Annotated in this window: 18 protein-coding genes; 2 read left to right on the forward strand and 16 right to left on the reverse strand. The window is 36.4% G+C overall.

Annotation, left to right across the window (positions count from 1 at the left end; translation table 11 throughout):
* Window positions 1-214: 214 nt before the first annotated feature.
* From BMW36_RS06145 to BMW36_RS06175, 7 genes are all read right to left on the reverse strand, one after another.
* Complete coding sequence (locus tag BMW36_RS06145; protein ID WP_089739985.1) at window positions 215-2,785, reverse strand: exo-rhamnogalacturonan lyase family protein; 2,571 nt, start codon at window positions 2,783-2,785, stop codon at window positions 215-217.
* 100 nt (window positions 2,786-2,885) lie between these two features.
* Window positions 2,886-3,506: a rhamnogalacturonan acetylesterase gene (locus BMW36_RS06150; protein ID WP_089739986.1), complete on the reverse strand. Its 621-nt coding sequence runs from the start codon at window positions 3,504-3,506 to the stop codon at window positions 2,886-2,888.
* Window positions 3,507-3,521: 15 nt separating this feature from the next.
* Window positions 3,522-6,041: a hypothetical protein gene (locus tag BMW36_RS06155; RefSeq protein WP_089739987.1), complete on the reverse strand. Its 2,520-nt coding sequence runs from the start codon at window positions 6,039-6,041 to the stop codon at window positions 3,522-3,524.
* A gap of 15 nt (window positions 6,042-6,056) precedes the next feature.
* Window positions 6,057-8,402, reverse strand: a complete 2,346-nt coding sequence (locus BMW36_RS06160) for a helix-turn-helix domain-containing protein (RefSeq protein WP_089739988.1) — start codon at window positions 8,400-8,402, stop codon at window positions 6,057-6,059.
* A 304-nt stretch (window positions 8,403-8,706) separates the two neighbouring features.
* The gene (locus BMW36_RS06165; RefSeq protein ID WP_089739989.1) at window positions 8,707-9,870 is read right to left on the reverse strand and encodes a Gfo/Idh/MocA family protein; all 1,164 of its coding nucleotides are present in this window, start codon (window positions 9,868-9,870) and stop codon (window positions 8,707-8,709) included.
* Window positions 9,871-9,889: 19 nt separating this feature from the next.
* On the reverse strand, window positions 9,890-10,675 hold the full coding sequence (locus BMW36_RS06170; RefSeq protein ID WP_089739990.1) for a sugar phosphate isomerase/epimerase family protein: 786 nt from the start codon (window positions 10,673-10,675) through the stop codon (window positions 9,890-9,892).
* A 223-nt stretch (window positions 10,676-10,898) separates the two neighbouring features.
* Window positions 10,899-11,744: an AraC family transcriptional regulator gene (locus tag BMW36_RS06175; RefSeq protein WP_139180295.1), complete on the reverse strand. Its 846-nt coding sequence runs from the start codon at window positions 11,742-11,744 to the stop codon at window positions 10,899-10,901.
* A gap of 203 nt (window positions 11,745-11,947) precedes the next feature.
* Between BMW36_RS06175 and BMW36_RS20285 the strand changes: the two genes are divergently transcribed.
* Both BMW36_RS20285 and BMW36_RS06180 read left to right on the forward strand, forming a co-directional pair.
* Window positions 11,948-12,097 (forward strand): hypothetical protein, encoded by a 150-nt coding sequence (locus BMW36_RS20285; RefSeq protein ID WP_017186665.1) that lies wholly within the window; start codon window positions 11,948-11,950, stop codon window positions 12,095-12,097.
* 1 nt (window position 12,098) lies between these two features.
* On the forward strand, window positions 12,099-13,412 hold the full coding sequence (locus BMW36_RS06180; protein ID WP_089739992.1) for an ISL3 family transposase: 1,314 nt from the start codon (window positions 12,099-12,101) through the stop codon (window positions 13,410-13,412).
* Window positions 13,413-13,498: 86 nt separating this feature from the next.
* Here the strand turns inward: BMW36_RS06180 and BMW36_RS06185 are convergent, their stop codons facing one another.
* The 9 genes from BMW36_RS06185 to BMW36_RS06225 all read right to left on the reverse strand — a co-directional run bounded on the left by BMW36_RS06185 (window position 13,499) and on the right by BMW36_RS06225 (window position 22,259).
* Window positions 13,499-14,224 (reverse strand): hypothetical protein, encoded by a 726-nt coding sequence (locus BMW36_RS06185; protein ID WP_054789290.1) that lies wholly within the window; start codon window positions 14,222-14,224, stop codon window positions 13,499-13,501.
* Window positions 14,225-15,169: 945 nt separating this feature from the next.
* Entirely contained in the window at window positions 15,170-16,387 is a 1,218-nt protein-coding gene (locus BMW36_RS06190) for an EAL domain-containing protein (protein WP_089739993.1), read from the reverse strand.
* Between the two features lie 137 nt (window positions 16,388-16,524).
* Complete coding sequence (gene glnA / locus BMW36_RS06195; RefSeq protein ID WP_089739994.1) at window positions 16,525-17,895, reverse strand: type I glutamate--ammonia ligase; 1,371 nt, start codon at window positions 17,893-17,895, stop codon at window positions 16,525-16,527.
* 189 nt (window positions 17,896-18,084) lie between these two features.
* Window positions 18,085-18,300, reverse strand: a complete 216-nt coding sequence (locus BMW36_RS06200; protein ID WP_089739995.1) for a YdbC family protein — start codon at window positions 18,298-18,300, stop codon at window positions 18,085-18,087.
* A 168-nt stretch (window positions 18,301-18,468) separates the two neighbouring features.
* Entirely contained in the window at window positions 18,469-19,929 is a 1,461-nt protein-coding gene (locus BMW36_RS06205; protein WP_089739996.1) for a sodium:solute symporter family protein, read from the reverse strand.
* On the reverse strand, window positions 19,926-20,114 hold the full coding sequence (locus BMW36_RS06210) for a hypothetical protein (protein WP_089739997.1): 189 nt from the start codon (window positions 20,112-20,114) through the stop codon (window positions 19,926-19,928). Before BMW36_RS06210 ends, BMW36_RS06205 begins: the two co-directional genes overlap by 4 nt.
* A gap of 203 nt (window positions 20,115-20,317) precedes the next feature.
* On the reverse strand, window positions 20,318-20,497 hold the full coding sequence (locus BMW36_RS06215) for a hypothetical protein (protein ID WP_089739998.1): 180 nt from the start codon (window positions 20,495-20,497) through the stop codon (window positions 20,318-20,320).
* Between the two features lie 223 nt (window positions 20,498-20,720).
* Window positions 20,721-21,743, reverse strand: a complete 1,023-nt coding sequence (locus tag BMW36_RS06220) for an LLM class flavin-dependent oxidoreductase (protein WP_089739999.1) — start codon at window positions 21,741-21,743, stop codon at window positions 20,721-20,723.
* Between the two features lie 120 nt (window positions 21,744-21,863).
* A complete protein-coding gene (locus BMW36_RS06225; RefSeq protein WP_089740000.1) occupies window positions 21,864-22,259 on the reverse strand; it encodes a cupredoxin domain-containing protein in 396 nt (131 codons plus the stop codon).
* Window positions 22,260-22,328 lie beyond the last annotated feature (69 nt).

Consider the following 22,328-nt stretch of genomic DNA (forward strand, 5'->3'; position numbering starts at 1 on the left):
TAAAATGACAAACACTTGCTCCTTTTCCAAAAGGTATAGTCTTTAATTATCTGCCTCCTTCTATTCCATCTTTCAAGCTATCTGAAAAGTCACCATCGTGCTGTCGGTAAATCAAATATAAAACGCTTACATTTTTCCTTCAATATTCAATTTTTGTTGCCTTACCAATCATTCGCTTACATGCATACCCGTAAAGGTTTTTTCTCCTTATTTATCATTTTATTATCTTACTAATACTTTTTTGCAAAACCTGTCCTGCCGGTAAATCCTTTAATAATTCCAGGCATACTATCACATTTAGTGACCATTGCGAAATAGTGTTAGTTGTGATCCACGGAATTTCATTTAACACCTTCCAACTTGTCACTGTTTGTTCTTCTATTGGAAGAGGTGTGTAACTGAATGTTGGATCAAGTAACAAATTCCATGCTTTTTCTGCCAGCTCTTGATCATTTTTCTTCATTGCTGCATATGCTACCATCCCTGCAGAGAACATTGGCCAGTTAAACATGCGATCATTTAGTTTTCCATTGGTTCTTCTACGTTTTTCCTGATCAGATAAAGTATAAAATTCGCCAAATTCGGCAATCATCTCTTCCCACTCTTTATCATTTATTAATTCAGCAAGTTCCATCCATACCTGGGGTGCACCAAAAGCGATAATCATATGATAACCACCACTATTTCCATCCCCCATGTGATAAAGATGAGAAGTTTGCGGATCATATCCATAAGTTGGACCAGACAATAAACGGTACGGCATTTTTTTCAGGTCATTTACTCCTGTCAATATCTTTTCTAAATATTGGCTATTTTCTGTTCGTTCCCAGTTACATAACCAATTCGAACTGAATGCAGCCCAATCTGGACCAACTCTTGTATGGGTAGGATATTCATCTTTCGGATAGAATTCCCGCATTGGATCAAGATTTACCGTTGATTGATCAGCATCTTTAAAGTTACTGAGAATTTCTCCCGTTCGCTCATCAGCCGTCAAATAATAATAGATCTTGTAAAGGTTGGCCATACTTATCCGCACTTCTTTACATCCACAACCCCAATGGGAAACATTATGTCTCGAGCCTAATCCTTTGTATTCTCCTTCATGATAACAATCCACTTCACTTGTATGTCTTGTCATTGCTTCTGCCATTTCAAAAACCTTGCTGTTCCCTGACCGAAGAAAGGCATACCAAAACCATATGTTTGGTACTAATTCAGTATTTTGCCACGCAAAGCCACCCATATCATAGCGCCATTGATGGCGGACCGGGTCGTATGTATGCATAACATCCCCGTAATTCCAGAAACCGTACCAGCTTCTTTGATCGATTTCCATCTGATAAAATTGGAGAGCTTTTCCCAGCTGGTCCTCCAGAAAACTGGTTAACTTATTAGATCTGTCTGGTAAGCTCCACATTCCGGCAGCTCGAGTGGAATGATAGTAAGCAGGATTACAGATTAGTAAATTAGTATTTTGCCAATCCTCAGCTTTTTTGAATAAATCATCAGCAGTTGGGGCGGATTGATAAAAAGATAGAAATAATTCATTCGTGTTGCCAATACCTACTGGGGTTGCCCGCATTTCCTCAAACCCTTCATAAGCACTTGGCACATGTGTATCATCACTGTAATGGCGAAGATCCATTGCTTCACAGTCAGGTGACCAGAGCCATACGGTTAATGAAGAAGACTCCTCATTTAATCCTTCTACTTCCAGAGAACTCGGGAACTTTTGCCAAAATTTCTTTTGCCCAATTGCTACACCTCCATCTGCTCCTCCAGCATAAAGAAGGCCATTCGCTCGTTTACCATGTAACACCTCTATCCATGCATTATTTCTTCCCCTTCGTTTCACTACTTTGTAATGATCAGCACTATCCTGAATAATTTTAAAGTCATTCCATGTCGCATTTCCTTGTACCTGTTTTTTGAATTCTGGCATATCGTCCAAATTTATGTTTTTGTTCTCTATTTGGTCATTATATAATCCATCTGCATTCCGATATCTCCTTGTCAAAATTAATTGGCCTGGTTCACTGTATACTCCTTTGTCGCCGGCAATTTGAACATGTCTGTTCCAAGCTTCTCCTCTGTAGCTTGTTTTTAACTTTAAACCCATCCCTTTTATGAAATACTGATCTGGAGGAGTATCATTAATCATTGTATGGACTATTTTCACATCAGATATCTGATCATAGAAATAAATTCTTAAAATAAATGGCAAAAATCGCTGGCCATCCTGATTATAGTGTGCGCCTTCCAGTCTGACAACTGCACGGATATCTCCTTTACTTTCAATCACTGCATTTTCAACTTTTCCTGTTGCAGCAATTTGGGTAAAAACTCTTTTGTCATTAATTTCTACTCTTTCCTCCATAATGGTCTCTAAAGTGGCATCGTATATTTGGTTCTCTTTTTTAAAATTAAATATGTTCTCTCCATGTTTTTGAATGGTACACTCTATTGTTTCATTATTAATCTTAATCTTGTCTTTTCTTTCTTCAATAACTAGCTTCCCTTGATTTTCGGAGAGATCTTGCTCGTCATTAGAGATAAATAAGTCTTGTTCTTCACATAAGTTAGCGGAATGTGCTGTCCATTTCACACTCCCGTCAGGCCAGTATGCAAGAGGCCAGGTTTGAACGGGGATGGACTGATTTTCCGCATTCCATAATGAAACATCACTTCGCCGATCTAATTCCCCTTTTTTCCAAGGTATTCCCCATGTAATATTCGTCAGATAATTCGGCTTTGATGTTAACCAATTAAGGTCTATTTTCATTTCCTTCACCCTTTCTGTATGTATAGAAAACTCCCCATACGACAGAATGTATGGGGAGTTTTCTGATTTCCCGGCATAACGTAAAAAATTTGATAAGTCATTATTTCACAATTCTTTTTAAAGGTTCGGCTAACAGTTTTGCCATTTGCTTTGCACCTGTTTCAGTAAAATGGGTATGATCTTTTCCGTTCACATCAACCATATAATAAGTAGTGGCTTCTTTAATCCCTACATTCGTTAAATGTATGATGGACAGTGTCATGAAGTCAATTACAGGACAATTCTCTTCTTCACCAACCTCTTTCATTGCATTACAATAGTCACCAAAGTCTGCCAGAAATTCACCAGAAACATAATGCAGACGTGCAACAGGTGTAACTAATATGGGATTGGCTTGTTTTTCCCTCGCTGTCATTACATACTGTTTCAAAAACTGTTTATAATCATTATACGGTTCGGTATACCTTTCAGGTTTTTCTTTCGTCGAATCATTATGACCCATTTGAACTAAAAGGTAATCACCTTCTTCTAATAATATTTCGATTTCCTTTAATCTGCCTTCTTCGATAAATGATTTTGAACTTCTTCCACCTATTGCATGGTTAAAAATCTTACAGTCTTTCATAAAGTTCTGGATAAATTGCCCCCATCCCGCCTGTGGTGCATTATCATTCTCATATCTCTGACATGTAGAATCACTTGCTAAAAATATTCTTGTCATTCTCTCATTCCTTTACTAATTGGAGTGAACCGATCCGATCACCTTAACTGGACCAATTAATCCAGAAGGCAGCGACTGTTTATCCATCTGATTTGCACTGTTATTCGTTATCCTTACTGTGAGAGCGTTCTCCCCTTCAATTAATTTTTCACCAGGAAATTGGAGCATGTACGGTGACCACATTTTCACTTCTGATTCTCCCTGGTTAAGCGAAACTTCAGCAATTTCATAAACGTCACCTAAATCTACCATCACTTCATCTACCTTTTCTCCATGATAGTTAAAAGAAAAATGGTAGGTTATAGTACCGGAATAGTACTGATACTCCTCACACATACTCCAATCAACAAGAGAATCACGGCTCCATTCATGCTTGGATAAATTCGACGGTTGCAATATTGGGTCTATTTCTATGAGTTTGGCAGAACCCGGACGATCGTCATTCTTCAAATTTTCACTTGCTTCCACTGACCAGATAATTGATTCACGATAAGGTAAATGCAAGAAGTATTGTCCATTATCGTTCTGTACCAGCCTTTTACGGGAGCCTGCCCACGGATTCCATTCCTCTGAAGGCATATCATTAAAAAATTTCACTGTTCCTTTATAATTTGTTTCGCCTTCATTTGTGAAGAAATAATATATTTTCCCGGATTTTTTAAGTTTTGTTAAACGAATATTACTACTTTCCCCGGTTAATTCGGCATAACGAGATGCTAAAAAATGTTTCTTAAATGAAGACATATCATCTGGCGGAAGATACGTCACACCTTCTAATTCTTCCATTTCTCTGTTCGATGAAATAATATATACTTTACCATCATTTTTAATAAATTCAGTTAACAGCTGTTTCACCACTTGGTCGAATTCAGATATTTCTATTTCATCAATTACCAGGATACGATATGATTGATCTCCCGCAATGATACAGTTATCTTTAAGTTGCAGCTGACCGTCAACGAACAGCGCCTCATGTAAATAATTGAATTCTATCTGATTTTGATAAAAATATTTAGCTGTTTTCCACGGCAAGTAGTTATTTAGGGCCAATACTCCGATTTCCGCCTGATTAATGCTATCTGTCATTAACCAGCTCAATCTCTTAATATAAGTACTAAAATGGTTATAATGTGGCCACCATACATTATTTGGCCCAACATCTGGCGGACGTTCATGGCTTCTCACCTTACCATTAACAGAATAATAGAATGCGTGTGGGCAAAACAGATTGACACCCCTTACAGCAAGCCAATCAGTATACCACTTCATATCTGAAGCAGATAAATTCCAGCTATTATCAATGCCACAGACGCCTAAATATTCATTTAAATTCCGTTGCCGCTGGTAATGCCTTGCAGCATCTGCTCCGCATTTTCCTGCAGTCGAGTGTTCCCCTGTCACTCCTTTTTCATCTTCCGGTGCTACCCATCTCCAGACAACATCCTGGCCAGGTAAAGTAAAAGGTTCAAGCAAGCCGATATCATCGCTTTTTGCCGGGTGTCCTGTTAAATAAAGCTGATTAGCTTGACACCATTCCGCAATTGGTATGTAATATGTCTCCCGCATTCGCTTGTTAATTACTTTTTGATAGGTTTGGCGAATATGTGCAGTTTTCTCACCAATATGAAAGAAGAGTCCAGGAAGATCTTCAACATGCAAACCTGCCTGATAAATAAATCGTTCAAAATGACCGGTCCATGCTATACAGCCCGGATCAGCGTTTCGTCCGGTTATGTCAGGTTCATCTGTGAACATGGCAAATATAGTATTGCCGAAATATTGGCCAACCACTTCCCTGTACCTTTCATGTGTCAGTTCTATAAAAGTTCGGACCGCTTCAGGGTTCAGCAAATCCGCAGAACGCGGTGCATTTTTCTCTCCATCATCCTGTTCCGCATGTACCCCTCTAATCGTTCCATTTGTGTAACTTTCCTTTAAAATAATACAGCAGTATTCTTCCTTCTGGCGATCTTTCACTTCGAAGAAACGATCAATCTCTTCTTGAAGAATAGATGCTTTTTTATCTGTCATCCGGATAATTTGAGCATTTAATGGAAAAATACAACTTATCCTTTCTGCATTAACAGTATTATTTTCTTTGCCCTTTTCTGCCAGATAAACAGCAACTAAGCGATCATCTTCATCATTAAATGGTATTTCTATCACATCCGGTAGTTCGTCTATCTTAGTGGCAAATAAACCTCTGCTGGCAAACTTCGGATTTTTTTTTACTACTTTTCCATTTGCAGCTCCAGAGGGATACATCGCTTCATCATATAAGATGACATGCATCTTTCGTTGATGAGCTTCTTCCACCGCGAATTTTACAAAATCCATAAATTTATCAGATAAATATTCTGTTTCTTTCGGGATACCCATTCTTGGGTGTAATACAAAACCCTCTACCCCTTTTTCCTGAAAATCTTCTATTTGGGCTCTTAATATTTTTTTATCAAGTCTGTCATTCCAAAACCAGAACGGCATTGGTGAAAATTCAGATCCAGGATTAAGAAACTTCTCATAGACAGCCTCCACTTTTTACATTCCTCCTTAAGAACTGCTTGCTCTCATTTTTCGATACTGACTAGGAGGCAGACCTACATGCTTTTTAAAAATTCGATTGAAATAGCTATGTCTGTAGCCAACCTGTTCTGAGATTTCATTAATTTTCATATTTGTTTGTAATAATAATTCTTTTGCCTTATCCATTCGAATCGTTGTTAAATAGTCGATGAAGTTTATGCCATGAATCTTCTTAAACGCTTTACTTAAGGTATATGGCGTAATATCAACAAATTCCGCACAACTTTCCAGTGAAATATCCTCCATATAATGTTCCTCAATATACGAGACCACTTTATCTACTGCCAATTTCATCTCCATATTCATATTTTCTTCCAGGAATTTAATATATGGTTCTATTACTTGGGAAATTAACCATTTGACTACCCACTCAATTTCCCGCAATTGTGATAACTCTTCATACATATTGCGGCCATTATACAATACTACGGGGTCAACCCCTGACAACAGAATCTCATGCTGAATAGTGCTGTATAACTGCATCATCCCGGCATGAACACTAACTTCTTTTGTACTGTCAGTAAGCAATTCGTCAAAGAACTGCCGTAACAACTCCTCAGATTCATTCATTCTGCCTCTTCTAATACTCTGAACAATCTCCTTCTCTGTCTCAAAAGGATAGAAGAGTTTCTGTCCGGTTACCTCTGTCTTTACTTCATTTAACATAAGTACCTGATTTTGATTGTTAAAATCCCTGTATCTCTTCGCTCTGCCTATTTCTTCAAAAAGACTGTATATATCCTTGATTTTAGGCGTATTAGAACTAATGGTTATCGTCACATAGCTTGATAATATACGGTTAATCGCTGTCGTAATATCCTCTGCTAATTGATTCAGGAGATTTGCCAAATCACCAATCTCTTTTGGTACAATTAGAAAAATACTTGCCGTCATGTCATATTGATTGAGAACAGTATATTGATCGAGGTATTTTTTTGTTACATCCTCTGCAATATTCGCCATCGCGAATGCGACCAAACTGTCGTCCTCATACGTTCTTTCACTGTTATTTACACCACCAGTTAATTGAATATCCAAAAGCACAAAGGAATGGTCATTTACTTTCCACCTGTAATTCTCCATCCTTCGTTTTAATGCCTGTTCGTCAAAGTCATATAAATAACCCTTTGTTAACTGGATGAGAAAGTTCTGTCTAAGCTGCGGTATCTGGTTGCTTATCCGTTTCTCTAATTGTTCTCTTTCAAAAGTTAATGAATCGAGCTGATCACGAATTTGCTTAAATTCATCAGTGGTCCCTTTTGTCGGTGCACTGTCTGCAGGAATAAAACTGCTCGCAAGATTTTTCACAGGCTTATATAAACGGTTCGACGCAAACCACGTCAATAAAAATGCCAAGCCTAATACAAGCAAACTAGCAATTAATATTACTTTAGAAATGGTAAGAATCGGTGTGGTTATTGCCGATATTGGCGCTGCTGATACATATGTCCATTTAGATCCCACCCTGTCAAAAGAACCATAGGAAACAGAGTATGTTTTATCATCCCAATCCATTTGAAATGACCTCTCTGCCTTATTATTATTTGAAAAGACTGACAATAATTCTTTCGTAAATTCCCTATCTTTGTTGTTTTCTGTTGAAAGAAGCAATTCATTATTCTCATCCAACAGTAAAGTGACACCATTACTGTACGGTGTTAATGTTTCAAGTGTACTACCGAGACTATCCTGGTCAATTGTTACAACAATCGCTCCAAAGGGATTATTAATAACACCGGGTATTTGATGACTAAGAATTAAATTACTGGAAAAGTTCGTATTATTATGGAACTCATCCGAATGATCCCAGGAAATATGCTTCGGATTTTCAATTAAAGTGTGAAACCCTGCCTGTTCATTTTCATCATTTATATATTCCAGGTATGGGGAAAACAATATCGGACCATTTTGTGTTTCTACATATAAGTCAACTCCTTTGATAAGCGGCTGACTTCCTTCAAGAATTAATAATTTTTGCATAATATCCCTGGTTTTTGTAAATTCATAGACAAAATCAGTTGAAATCAGCTGATAATTAAATGTGGGTTCATACGCCCAATAAGTCAGTGACTCCTCCAGGTAACTAAATTGCACGTCAATATTATGAGCGCGGTCATCAATCTCTTCGATATGAACTTTATGCAGTTCATTTTCTGTAGAACTTAATCCAATCGTATAAATAGCAATACCTGATATGATACCGGGAATAGATGTTATAAATAGGATTAATAAGAAACTTTTTCTAAAATAATTACTCTGCCAACGAAAAGAAAACCAATTCTTTATAGTGGTAATTATTTGCTTAGTTTTCATATTCTTCACCCCCCAAGAACCATTTTACCACAAATGTAAGCACTTTCACAATTTGCGAGGAAAAGAATTGAAAAGCTAAAAGATGCTTAATCACCTCCAGACTATACTGGTACTATATATTCTGTGAACCTTTCCTGCAATTATAAATTTTTGTATTTACTTTTTTCTTAATTTTCTTGATCACGTACTTTTATGCACACTTAATACTTTTTTGCATACTGAGGAATACATAATTCCCCTAAGGATAATAAAGCCCAGAACAGTCATCAGTGAAGGAATGACTGTCCTGAGCTTTTATCCAGATTTAATGAGAATTTTCTACATTAAGTGTCACATTGGCAGCTTCTTTTTTTTGAAAAGTTGATTGATCAATTTTCTCTTGTAATTTTTGATAATATAATTCTGCATCTATTGGTAGTTCCACTGTCTGATCCAGCCATGCAGATAAATAAATAGCATTGGAAATCTCCAGTCCTTTTATCCCTTCAGTCCCTGGTGCTAGTAGTGGTGACCCATTTAAAATAGCATTTATCCAGTTCTGCAGTACACCTAAATGCCCGGTATAATCCCCTTTAACCGGAATTTCAATTTCCCAGCATTCCGGACGTCCAAAACCTGTGGTAGAGGTTGCATTAAATTCCCGCTCTGACTCTGTCAAACGGTAGAAAACCAGTTTATTATTCTCTACAACGATTTTGCCTCTGTCTCCTGTAATTTCAAATCGGTTCGTTCCTGGCGCTTCACCTGTTGATGTAATAAACACTCCTGTTGCACCATTTTCGTATTCAACATATGCCGTAACATCGTCTTCGACTTCAATATCGTGATATTTTCCATAGCTAATAAAAGCACGTACTTTTTTAGGCATTAAGCCTGTGGTCCACTGCCATAAATCCAATTGATGGGGTGCCTGATTTAACAACACACCACCCCCTTCCCCTTTCCAGGTTGCTCTCCATTCACTGGAATCATAGTAACTTTGTGAACGATACCAGTCAGTTATAATCCAATTAGTTCGTTTAATTTCACCTAGTTCCCCCGAAAGAATCATATCACGTAATTTTTGATATAGCGGATTTGTACGCTGATTATACATCATACTAAAAATAAGGCCGCTTTTTTCTGCTGCTTCATTCATTTCCTGAACATTTTTAGTATAAGTTCCTGCTGGTTTCTCCAGCATGACATGAAGTCCTTTTTCAAAAGCTTTCATAGCCGTTGGCGGATGGAAATAATGTGGAGTAGCAATGACAATCGCATCAATATCCGCATTATTTAGAAAATCATCCTCATCTTGAAAAAGCTGAATTTCTTCCGGTAAATTAGTTCGAATCCAGTCAAGCTTCTCCACAGAGGCGTCACAAACTGCTGTTAATACAGCTCCATTTACTTCACCATTGCTTAACTTATGCGCATGAGAGCGCCCCATATTGCCAACACCAATTATGCCGATTTTTACTTTTTCCATTTAAGGTCACCTCTTCCTTTTATTTTCCGGCTTCACTTTTGTGATGACTCATTTGTTTTGCTAATCTCTTTAAATTATTTAAACTTGTTTGTAAGCAGTCGAAAGGGCTTCGCTCACAAACATCCTGCTCTACTGCATACCATTCTATCCCATTAGCTTCTCCCCATTTTAAAATGGATAGAAAGTCAATCACACCTTCTCCAACTTCTGCAAAAGTTTGACGGTCATCCTTTGTCATATCTTTTAAATGGATGATTGGCATGCGATCGGAGTATGGAGAAATAAATTCAACAGGATCGTAACCTCCCTTTTTCACCCAGAAGACATCTATTTCAGCTAAAATTTTGTTATCGTTTTGAGGATTAAGTATAAAGCTTAGAGCATCCTGCCCGTCAATTTCGCTATTAAATTCGAAGTCATGGTTATGATAACTGATTCGGTAACCTTGTGCTTGTTTAGCCACATTATTTAAAGTTTCCTTAACCTCTCGATAGCCAGTTTCATTTCGTAACTCATCAGATAAAAAAGGGCAGATAATATCTTTCGTTCCATATAAATTGGCTTCTTTTAACACACTATTCAAATCTTCCTGTAGGCGTTTTAATCCGATATGCATCCCTGCCGCTTTTAAATTATTTTCTTCCAGTGCAAGCGCCACTTCTTCAGGATCATAATCTTTTGGTAATGCAGAGATTTGCACACCCGTCCAGCCCATTTCCTTCAATTTTTTAAATACCGGTCGTATTCCCTCTTCTTTTAACTCATTACGTAAGGTGTAAAGTTGTGCAGCAAACTTCTTTTCCATAAAAATCTCTCCTTTTTAAAAGACACACAGATAAATCATTGCCTACTGCGTTTGCATTATTCTGCCACACCCGTTTTAATAAGTAACCGATTTCAAAACAGGTGTGGCTAATCTGAAGTTAATTCAATTATATTAGGAATTTGAATAAAAATCATTGCATGACATTATGGAGTTTAATCAGTAAATTATCTGAGAGTGCTTTTGGGCTTTGTGGTTTATTTCTCTATTTATTGTTTAACCTGATTTGACGATACTGCTTTGCTGTTACCCCAACCTTTTCCCGGAAATACCGGCTAAAGTGCGAAACGCTTTCAAAACCGCACTCATATGCTATGTCCTTTAAAGCTTTTTCAGGTTCCATTTCCAATAAATATTTAACTTGAGTCAGACGGCAGCCCATCACATACTCCATGACAGTAAATCCTGTCATTTCTTTAAATACATGTGAAACATATGACTTACTTAAGTTAAGTGCTTTTGCGATTCCATTTAATGATAACTTGTACATATACATATTCTGTATGTATTCAGCAATTTTTTCTGAGTGCTCGAGCTTATCACTTTTTTGCTGTGGCAATTTAATAGAATCGATTTGACCAAGGTGATACACACTCAATAAAACTTGCATTAGGAGGATTTTTAATTCTGCTTCCGTAACATCTTCCTGGTTATTTGCTTTTATTTTTCTCTTATAAAGCCGATGAATAACCTCTTCTAAATATTTTGATTCATCACTTTCCCTTGTGCGAATCAAGCAATGACGCAATTTTTCAAATACTTCTAATAGATGCATGCAATCTATTTCATTTAGAACATTTTTAATCCATTGTGGAGAAAAATGAATCACACTCCGAATGTATTCTTTGTTTGGATTTACATTCGGCTTGTGCAGAGTCATACCGTCCATAAGTAATAGATCGCCTGGTTCTAAATCAAATATTTGATTATGAATTAAGTAACGGCAAGACCCTGAATGAAAAAAATAAATTTCATAATGATCCGGATGGGAATGATAGTCAAACTCACCAAATTCACTTGTCCTGTATCCAACTCGCAAATGTTCATTCAATTGACCCAATCCTTTCACTGTTTTACTAATAGTATAGCTAGTTAGAAAATGAAATGCATTTGTTTTATTGGGTCTTCGGAATATATAGTGGAAAACCCAGTTTAATAGTTTAACAACAATTTAATCATAAATCGGATTATTTAGTGGAATATCATTATCCTTTATTGGTATAATTAATCTATCAAATGATAGGAGTGATGGTAATGAGAGAGTTTAAGTTTCGTGCTTGGATAAATTTGTACTCACATTGGCATATGACAAATGAAGTACAATATGTGGATGATAAGACACTTGAATGCAATTTAAAAATTATTGGTAATATCTATCAAAATCCAGAGTTGGTTCAGGTGTAATATGAACGACTTATTATTCCTCCCAGATCTTACAGCAATCGAACCACCACAAGAGAATGAAACCGATATGATGTTTAAAGTGGAAGCAATCTATCCTCCAGAACGTTGTCCAGAATGTGGTTTTGACAAGTTATATAAGCACAGCTCACGAAAACAATTGATTATGGATTTGCCCATTCGTTTAAAGCGAGTTGGCTTACAATTGAACCGTAGACGTTATAAGTGTCGTGAGTGTGACTCGACCTTTTGGGAACGTCTTATATCCATTGACGAAAAGCGTAGTATGACCAGAAGGCTGTTAGAATCCATTGAAGAGCAATCAATGTCTAAGACCTTTGTAGAAGTCGCAGAAAGCGTTGGTGTTGACGAGAAGACCGTTAGGAACGTCTTTAAGGACTATGCGGCATTTAAAGAAAGAGAATACCAATTTGAGACTCCTAAATGGCTTGGGATAGATGAAATACACATCATTCGTAAACCTCGTCTGGTACTTACCAACGTCGAACGGAGAACTATCTATGACATCAAAAAGGATCGTAACAAGGATACAGTCATTAAACGCCTTTTAGAGATTGAAGATAGGTCTTATATCGAATACGTCACAATGGATATGTGGAAACCTTACAAAGATGCAGTGAATATCGTCCTTCCACACGCTAAAGTGGTGGTAGATAAGTTTCATGTAGTCCGTATGGCAAATCAAGCCTTGGATAGTGTTAGGAAATCTTTAAGAACTAATATGACACCAAAAGGAAGAAGAACACTTATGCGTGATAGGTTTATACTTCTCAAACGCAGGCACGATCTAATCGACCGTGAATTGCTACTTTTAGAAACTTGGCTTGGAAATATTCCTGATTTGAAGGAAGCCTATGAACTCAAAGAAGAATTCTATAAGATATGGGATACGCCAAGTTCACAAGAAGGTGAAAAACGATATATAAATTGGCGTCAGCGTTGTGTATCCAGTAATGTTAAAGATGCTTATAAAGACCTTGTTAGAGCCGTAGACAATTGGAATGAAGAAATATTCAATCACTTTGATAAAAGACTTACTAACGCATATACAGAGTCTATAAATAGCATTATACGTCATATTGAACGACTGGGAAAAGGATATTCTTTCGATTCTTTAAGGGCAAAAATTTTATTCAACGAAAAGCTTCATAAAAAGCGGAAACCTCGTTTTAATAAAAATGCTTTTTACGATGCTTTACCAAATATGTTTGACCACGTTACAGATCACAACGTTTCAGATAACTTTGGTATCGACTTCACCACATTTATTAAGGAGTTGGAAAAGGGAGAGCTATAAGTTCCGTTCCACCATAAATCCGAAAATCCAAGAAAAAAGCACCCTATATAAATTTCAGGGTGCTAGAAATATTATGTTACTGAACATTATTTATTAATAATTTGTACTTGCTCATGTTTATGGACATAATCTTCTGGTAAAGGAAGTTGACCATTCTCGTCCATTTTGTACTCTTTACCTTGAATTATAAATATAGTATTTTCATCATGTCCAAACTTTCTCCAGTCCTTCTCTTTCATTCCTCTACTCTCAAGATCAACTTCATGAATAACACCAGAAGGATCGATCCTATATCTTGTCGGTTTATTATTTATAGTGAAAGGCTCTTCGGTATTGATTCCCAATCTATTAAATCCTTCTAGTACTTCACTAGCTTCTCTTGCAGTATACATAATATTAATTCTTCCAGTCTCTGCAAACGTCTGTAAATGAGTTAAAAATTGCCTGTTTTTCTCTAGATGGACACGTTTCTCATCACTAATTTGATTATCGTAATGCAGTGTTTGAACGTAACTTGAATTTGAATCATTATTAAATTGATAGTTTATCAATCCATAATCTGTATCCACACTGTATACTTTGTTTTCTTCAATAGTTAAATTGTAATTTCTGTCAACCTGTAACCGTGGTGAAATAGATTTATCATTGTATTTCACTTTATTAGTTTTGGGATTATATATTTCTACATTCTTATTAGAATGAACACCATCAGTTCTCTCTATTGATTGTGAAACTGTGTTACGGAAATTTTGTTGTTGGACATTACTTTTATCAAAATAATTATTTAGTAATCTTTGAATACTAGAGACCATAAGTAAGTAATATCCCTCCTTAAAAAGATATTATTTTTAATATCGGAAAAAATCCCATTAATTTAATAGATATAATGTACTATTTTTTATTTATTTTTTATTCAAATTTTCAATTTATATTTAGATTCGCAGTAATTATACATTGCATTAGGTATTGCAACAGAACGCTTTTGAACTAAAACTTTACTATAACTATATGGGTAGATGAATAGAAAAGTAAATTAAATGCTTTTTTTATAGTTTTTTAACTTCTAAAGTATATTGGATATTTTTTTCATAATTCATCTATAACGAAAGAGCATCTTTATGGAATTTAGTTAACTTTGGTATTCGTTTTTCCATATTTCTAAAGAAATTGAAGAAGGGTGAATTATAAGCCCTTTTCCACTATATATTCCGAAGACCCGTTTTATTTAATGAAAATAACAAAATAAGATGAATGGATTAATAAATGAGGAATAGCAAAAAGCCTGCAGGTGAAATTAGAGAAGCATCATCTAACTTCATTTATAAATCAGGCAGAAGCACAGTCTGGAAAACATATTGACAGGGAATAGCACGAGTTCTTATCCCATAAGCAAAAGCATTGGAAAACGACTAAGAAAGCATAAAGGGCCAAAAAAATATTAGTTATACTAAAATCCGAGCGGTGAAGTGAATTCGTTATAGAATTCGTCACTCAGAACTCTATTTTCCAATTTCTTAATACGCATAATAGGGATACTGTGCAGTAAAGGTGTATTTATGCTGAGTGCCATACTTACGCTACAGCCGGCCCCGCGGCAAAGAAAACACTACGAAAGTGATCTTTGCTTGAGTAGATGTTGCACTTGTGCCCTTGGGTGAAAGCGAAGCAATCGGACGAAGCGGTGGTATTTCACTCTAAATATTTCAAAGTTACTCTCTTAGGTTTAATGCACAGTATCCCTATACTGTGCAAGTTCCTCACCATAGAAGGTACGGGTTATCATCCATATACATTTGCGAAATATCCATAAATAAATATAAATCAGCTGCCATTGGATAGGAAAATGTTCGAATCATTTCACCTGTCTCAATATCACTGTATAAATCGGATAAAATTCCGACTTTCTCTTCATTCATTCGAATCACATTTTCGATGAAATAAGGTCTCCAGCTCCAATTCTTACTTTTTACAGATTGGTCTGCCACCCAATTACTTTCTTTATATTCGATATTCACAGTTTTCTGGAAACCTTCTCCATCTGTCACGTACATTCTAAAACAGATCGCCTGAAACTCTTCTGCTATTAATTCTAACCGGCTGTCCAGCTCCTTAACTCTTTTCGTCTGAATTAATACATCATGGAATTGTTGATTTAATTGAGCTGTCAACTGATATTTTGCCGTTAAGTTTGACCTTTCAATAGCAATAAATTGCCCGATATCCTGTTTGAATTTATCCTTCCAAACCGTATTTTCTACAAAATGACTTTTTGCGCCACTGAAAAATTCACCTTGGTAGTACCTTCCGTTTCTTCTCCAGGCATAATGAAACTGGTAACTGGAATGAATTCCGTCAAACAATAATTCTGCTCCAACCTTACGTGCTAACAGAGATAAGGAGTATATAATATTCTGGTAATTGTCTATGAATGACTGACTCTGTAATGAAGCTAAATTTATCTTGATAATATCAGGCTCTAATGTACTTATCCTGTCTAAATTATTCGCCCCTTTCAAAGCGTCATTTATTGCAAATTTCACCCCGAAGGTTTTTAAATATTTTACCGAGTTTGCCAGCACACTAACTTTCTTAATATCATCCTGTTCCACAATTTCAATCACAACCTGTGAAAGGTCCAGTCCTCTTTCTTCATATGACAGGATTTCCTGAATAAAGTCATCCTCTTCGCTGCTCATTAAATAATCCTGATGAACAATTAAATAAATTGATGTTTTTAAATCTGCTTCAATAAATTGTTCCAAAGCTTGCTTATGTAAATGACGATCCATTTCAATTTTAAAATCTTCCGGCACATTGTCGTCCTGGAAAAACTCACTCAAACTTTTATTTCCAGTTTCCGTTTCTATGTACCCCAACACTTGATAACCAGTAACTTCATGACTATCCGCACTGAAAATCGCCTGATAATATGGCTTGGCTTTTTCTAAATCCAGCATAATTTCCAAAGGATCCATCTCTTGCACCTCACTTATTAGCCCGGTTATCTATTATTATATCGAAAATCAATCGGAAAGCGAATGTTATTTCTCATGTGAACTATGAAGGAAAGCCTGAATTCTCGACCGAATTCAGGCTTGACAGTTGTTATCTATTAGAATTTTGCTTGATATTTTTCTAATTCCCAACCCGTTACAGCAATCCTATAGCTGTTCCATTCATCTTGTTTTAAAGATACATATTCTTTTAATGCATATTCCCCTAAAACTTTTTTACCAATCTCACCATTTTTTAATGCATCAATAGATTCACCAAGTGTTGTTGGAAGGTTTTGAATTCCTCTCTCTTCACGTTCTTCATCAGACATGCTAAAAATGTCATCAACTGTTTCCACAGGTACTTCTAAACCTTTCTCTACCCCATCAATTCCTGCCTGTGCAATTGCTGCAAATGCATAATAAGGATTAGCTGATGGATCCGGGCAGCGGATTTCCACACGAGTTCCCGCACCGCGAGTTGCAGGAATACGAACTAAAGCAGAACGATTTGATGCAGACCATGCAATGTAACATGGTGCCTCATATCCAGGAACTAGCCTTTTATATGAATTTACTAAAGGATTAGTTAATGCAGCGAATGACGATACGTGAGTTAACAATCCTGCGATAAATTGGTAGGCAGTCTCAGATAATTGGCGGGAATCAGACTCATCAAAGAAGGCATTTTTCCCTGCAGTTTCATCATACAAAGACATATTTACGTGCATCCCATTCCCGTTTTCTCCAAAAATAGGTTTTGGCATAAATGTTGCACGCAGTCCGAATTGTTGGGCTACCGTTTTTACTACCCATTTAAATGTCGTTGCATTATCGGCTGTTGTTAAAGCGTCACCAAACTTAAAATTAATTTCATGCTGTCCAACTGCTACTTCGTGGTGAGAAGCTTCAATGGTAAATCCCATCTTTTTTAATGTCCGGTAAATTTCCAAACGTACTCTTTCTCCAAGGTCATATGGAGCTGGTTCAAAATATCCGCCCTGGTCTGCTACCTGGTTAGTCGGTTCTCCTTTCTCATCCGTTTCAAATAAAAAGAACTCTAATTCTGGTCCCACATTGATTGAGTATCCTTTTTCCTTTGCCTGATCCACTGTATTTTTCAATATATTACGCGGATCTCCATTAAATAACGTACCATCAGGATTTGTTACACTACACAGGAACCTTGCTTCTGAATATCCTTCTTCTTCTGTCCAAGGCAATACAGCAAATGTATTTAAATCAGGTAACAAGTATAAGTCAGATTTATTAATTGGGGTGAATCCAGTGATTGAAGATCCATCAAACATCGTTTTACCCTCTACAACATCCGTTAGCTGCTCAGTTGTCACTGTTACTTGCTTTAATGACCCCTCAATGTCTACAAATTGCAAATGTAACAATTCTACACATTTTTTCTTGATTTCTTCTTGAATCATCTCTAAAGTTAATTGAGTGCCCACTGTTTTTTCAGGTGCTAAAGTTGCCATAAATCATATCCCCTTTTTCCCTTTATTGTGTTAATTTATTTAACATGTTTTGTTATAAACAATCCTACTATCTTTTTGTTAACATCGTCATGAGTTTTGTCAGATTATCTGACAAACTTTTTCATCTTTATTTTCAATTAAAAAAGCTCAGAAAACTGCGGTTAAGCAGATTTCCAAGCTATCACTCTGTTAATTATTTAAAAAGAATTTTTTTAGTGTTTGCCATTCTTCTAGAGTCAGTGTAACACCCTTCCCCATTTTTTCATGATCTGGTGACCAGTCTCTAATATCGTATTTAGGTTCACGGTCGTTCCAGCTAACAAGATTAACTTCTTTCTTCCAGCCTTTTTCAGACTCAGACAATGTGGCGATGTGTTCCACAATCTCATATTTAATTCCTGCCATAATATCACCTCTATGAATTGATTTATCCTTAATTGTAGCGGATCATAAAGGCAGTTACAAAGATAAAAATTGTGAAAGTTATACTTTAAAAGTAACTGTATATGTTGGACAAAGGCAGTAACTAAATTTCCTGTTTTTTGTTTTCTTTACCATATTCCAAATTCCGAGCTATTTTAATCTTGTTTTTATATAGCCAAGAAATTCTTCTGCTTTCTCTGCCGGAGCTTTAGTTAATAGGCTAATAATAATAAACAATAAGCTTGATACAATGATCCCCCATATACCGGACTTTAATCCAAAAGGTAATATCTTGAAGAATTCAAGTATTATTACAAGTATACTGCTAACTGCCACACTAACTATTACCCCGGCAGCAGTTCCTCTTTTCCAGAAAAAGGTGCCAATAATTGCGGGGACAACCACGATTAGACCTGCGGATGAAGCCACGGAAAGTACAGCTATTAAATCAAGTTGCAGCTGTGCAAATAAGAAAGCAAGGGTGGCAATGACTGGAATAACAATTTTACCAATTTTCAGCTGTTTTTTATCATCTGTTTGCTGTTTAAAATTACCGTAAACATCCCGGGAAAATAAGGAGGAAAGTGTTAACAAAATGGAATCAATTGTTGAGATCGCTGCTGCCATGATTCCTACCATAACAATGACTCCTAACACTGGCGGTACTAAATCGGATGATAATAACATCGGTGTTGCCAAATCGGCATTTTCTAAATCAGGAAATAAGATCGACGCAGAAAATCCCCACACTACAGATACTATTGTATAAATTAGTCCAAAAACTAAAAAGCCCATTAACATATGACGTAAACTTTTTAAAGAAGCTGGCATAAATAAACGCTGACTAACCTGTGGATTAGATATACTGAAAAAGAACCACGGAATTGTCAGTCCTAAAAAAGTCCAAAAACTAAAGTAGCCGTTCCCTGGGACAGTTAAGTCCTCGGCCTGATTTGTTTCAAGAGTTTCAAAGAAGCCCGTTATCCCACCTAATCCATTAATGATTAGTATAACAACAATTGTAGACGTGATAATCATCATTAAAGCTTGTAAAGAATCCGTCCATGCAACTGATCTGATACCTGCAATATAAGAAAAAATTAATGCTAACGCAGTAGCAATGATTACACCGGTCGTATAAGGAATAGCATTGTTCGTTACACCTTGAAGCAAGTATCCAATCCCTGTAAGCTGAACAGCACTATAAGGAATTAAAAAAAGACAGCTCGAAATTGCTGTTACAATGGCTACCCATTTGTTCTGGTATCTGTCACCAAGCATCTCAGATGGCGTGACATAACCATATTTTTTCCCAACAACCCAGAACCGCGGCCCAAAAATTGCTACCAATGAGACACCCATAAAATAGATGATTTCAAATCCATATGCTCCGATTCCACCATTATATGTAAGACCGGCTAATCCGACTAGCATAAAAGCACTATAAGTCGTGGCACTGTAACTTAATGCAGAGACAAATCCATTTAATTTACGATCACCCAGAAAATAACCCGCCATACTGTCCTGTTTCCCGTTACGAGAAAGATATGCAATAGCAAGTGCAAGAACTACATAGATCGCTATCATCACCCAGACGAGTGTAGTACTCATTCCTCCTCACTCCAATCTTTCGTTAAGAAGTAATTTGCCAAAATGATAAGCACTGCCAGTATAGTCCATAGTAAAAAGCTTCCATACCATTTGGTAACATTACTCAGTATAGTATAAGGAAGAAGGTATCCAAGAAATACTAATACAAAGATAATAAGTCCCCATAATTTCTCTTTTCTATTCACTTTTTCCACCTATCCTTTCTTTTCATGAATACTATTATACACAATTAAACACACCTGTAAAGACACCCGGCGAAAACTTACGATAACTTTATCAGAGAAATTATTACTGACTACACTGGAATATTTAATTTTTGCGGCTGGTTTTGATTCTGGTCATAAAAAAAGAAGCACTGCTTCCAGGCTCCTTAGAACGTTAAATATTATTAATCTTTCTTCCTGTGATGATTTGCCGCATTTTTTCTAATATAGATATTATACGCGAGCAAAGCAAACGCTATAATAAAGATTACAATCGGTGGTACATAAATAACACCACTTAAATCCAAAATCATCATAGTTACAATTATTATTAGTAAAGGTATCCGTATTTTGTTATAGTACATAGAAATCCCCCTCTTAAACGCTTTCAATATATACTTATCGTACCATAATGTAATTAAATAGACTAGAATAACTTATACGTTACTCGTGTTTCGATCAATTATTCCATAAAATGTCAAAAAGTAAATATTACCTGGGAAATAATACGAAATTTCCATTCAATAAGTAAGAATTGTAAACATGTTAAATCGGTCTATTTTCCACACTTTAAGATATTTTGTTCAGCTATTTATTAATCTGTGGCTTTACCTTCGTTGCCAGCAATTCTATCGTTTTCTTTACTGATTCAGCGCTTTGCCCACCAAAATCCACTTGGCCATTAAAACGATGATGGCCAAATAACTCATACTGATACATGATTTTTTCAATTATTTGTTTTGGAGTTCCAACGAAGAGAGTTGATTCCTTTGATGTTAAATATTCTAAATCAGACCTTGCTGCACCCATTGATCCACCAATACCTTGTCTTGTTAAATGTTTCCAGTAATTAGAATAATACTGGTAAAACTCTTCTTCTAATTCTTTTTCTGTTTCACGAATAAACGCGTGTCCTGAAATAGCAATAAATGGTTGTGAACCTGTATAACTATTTTTATACGCCTGTACAAGAGACTGGTATTTCTTTGCAACCCCACCTATCATTACAACTGTCAGATCACAATTGTATTTCCCCGCACGGATAGCACTTTCTATTGTACCGCCAACACCAATCGATACAGGCAATTTCTTTTGAAATGGCCTTGGAGCGATCTCGGCATTTTCCAATCCAGGTCGAAATGTTCCATTCCAGCTGACCGTTTCTGAGTGATTCAGTTGAATAAATAACTGTAAATGTTCTTCAAATAATTCATCATAATAGTGTTCATTATAGCCAAACAGCGGGAATGACTCTACAAAGGCTCCTCTTCCTGCTGTGAATTCAATTCTTCCTTTTGATAGCAAATCAAGTGTGGAGAAATCTTCGAATAATCGAACAGGATCGGAAGTATTCAATAAAGACGTCAGTGCAGTTAAGCGGATGTTCTCTGTTTTTTGGGCTATTGCTGATAACACTACTTGGGGAGATGATACCGCATAATCTAAACGATGGTGCTCACCAACACCAAATAAGTCAAGTCCAAGCTTGTCTGCATATGCTGCCATTTCCACAATCTGATCAAGTCTCTCACCTGGCGAAACTGTTTTCTTCCCGATCGGATCTTCCATTAATTCTGATAAAGTATAAATACCAAATTCAAGATTTTTCATTTCATACTTCCTTTTTTCATAATTTTCTCTATCATAACAAATAAATGATAGTATTTGTTCACTTTTACCATTCAAAATAGAAAAGAAGACTTCCTGCTAAATAGGAAGTCTTCTGACTATTTATTGAACAATTAATGTTGCTACCATTTCATTATGGCCTGTTCCGCAAGGGATATTACAACGGATAGTGTATTCTCCTGGTTCTAATGTTGCTGTAGCACTGCCATCTGATTCAATCTCAATATCTGTGTTTTCTACTTCTATTCCATGGTACCCTTCTTCACTTGACAGATTTACTGTCACTTCACCAGCCGGGGCAGTATATTCTTCCTGATCAAATTCCCAGTTCGTTGCAGTAATGTTAACAGTGGAATCGTCATTCCCTGCTTCTTCTGCTGTATTATTCGCCGATTCTTCTGAATCCTCACCAGTGCTTTCATTATCTCCGCTACCGCCACAAGCCGCAAGCAATACAAGTAATGAAACTGCCAATAATGTTACTAACCATTTTTTCATTTGTAAATTACTCCTTTCAATATTAGAAAAACCGACTTCTCGTCAGTTAGTTCTCTCAATGATGTCCTC

Origin of the sequence: Gracilibacillus ureilyticus (genome assembly GCF_900111195.1) — a bacterium.
GTDB classification, from domain to species: Bacteria; Bacillota; Bacilli; order Bacillales; family Amphibacillaceae; genus Gracilibacillus; species Gracilibacillus ureilyticus.

Bases quoted from the DNA above. Each gene is read 5' to 3' on its own strand.
- BMW36_RS06200 (WP_089739995.1), bottom strand. From the start codon at position 18,300: ATGGCAGGAATTAAATATGAGATTGTGGAACACATCGCCACATTGTCT.
- BMW36_RS06205 (WP_089739996.1), bottom strand. From the start codon at position 19,929: ATGAGTACTACACTCGTCTGGGTGATGATAGCGATCTATGTAGTTCTT.
- BMW36_RS06150 (WP_089739986.1), bottom strand. From the start codon at position 3,506: ATGACAAGAATATTTTTAGCAAGTGATTCTACATGTCAGAGATATGAG.
- BMW36_RS06170 (WP_089739990.1), bottom strand. From the start codon at position 10,675: ATGGAAAAGAAGTTTGCTGCACAACTTTACACCTTACGTAATGAGTTA.
- BMW36_RS06160 (WP_089739988.1), bottom strand. From the start codon at position 8,402: ATGAAAACTAAGCAAATAATTACCACTATAAAGAATTGGTTTTCTTTT.
- BMW36_RS06185 (WP_054789290.1), bottom strand. From the start codon at position 14,224: ATGGTCTCTAGTATTCAAAGATTACTAAATAATTATTTTGATAAAAGT.
- BMW36_RS06225 (WP_089740000.1), bottom strand. From the start codon at position 22,259: ATGAAAAAATGGTTAGTAACATTATTGGCAGTTTCATTACTTGTATTG.
- glnA (WP_089739994.1), bottom strand. From the start codon at position 17,895: ATGGCAACTTTAGCACCTGAAAAAACAGTGGGCACTCAATTAACTTTA.
- BMW36_RS06220 (WP_089739999.1), bottom strand. From the start codon at position 21,743: ATGAAAAATCTTGAATTTGGTATTTATACTTTATCAGAATTAATGGAA.
- BMW36_RS06215 (WP_089739998.1), bottom strand. From the start codon at position 20,497: ATGTACTATAACAAAATACGGATACCTTTACTAATAATAATTGTAACT.
- BMW36_RS06145 (WP_089739985.1), bottom strand. From the start codon at position 2,785: ATGAAAATAGACCTTAATTGGTTAACATCAAAGCCGAATTATCTGACG.
- BMW36_RS06190 (WP_089739993.1), bottom strand. From the start codon at position 16,387: ATGGATCCTTTGGAAATTATGCTGGATTTAGAAAAAGCCAAGCCATAT.
- BMW36_RS06180 (WP_089739992.1), top strand. From the start codon at position 12,099: ATGAACGACTTATTATTCCTCCCAGATCTTACAGCAATCGAACCACCA.
- BMW36_RS20285 (WP_017186665.1), top strand. From the start codon at position 11,948: ATGAGAGAGTTTAAGTTTCGTGCTTGGATAAATTTGTACTCACATTGG.
- BMW36_RS06165 (WP_089739989.1), bottom strand. From the start codon at position 9,870: ATGGAAAAAGTAAAAATCGGCATAATTGGTGTTGGCAATATGGGGCGC.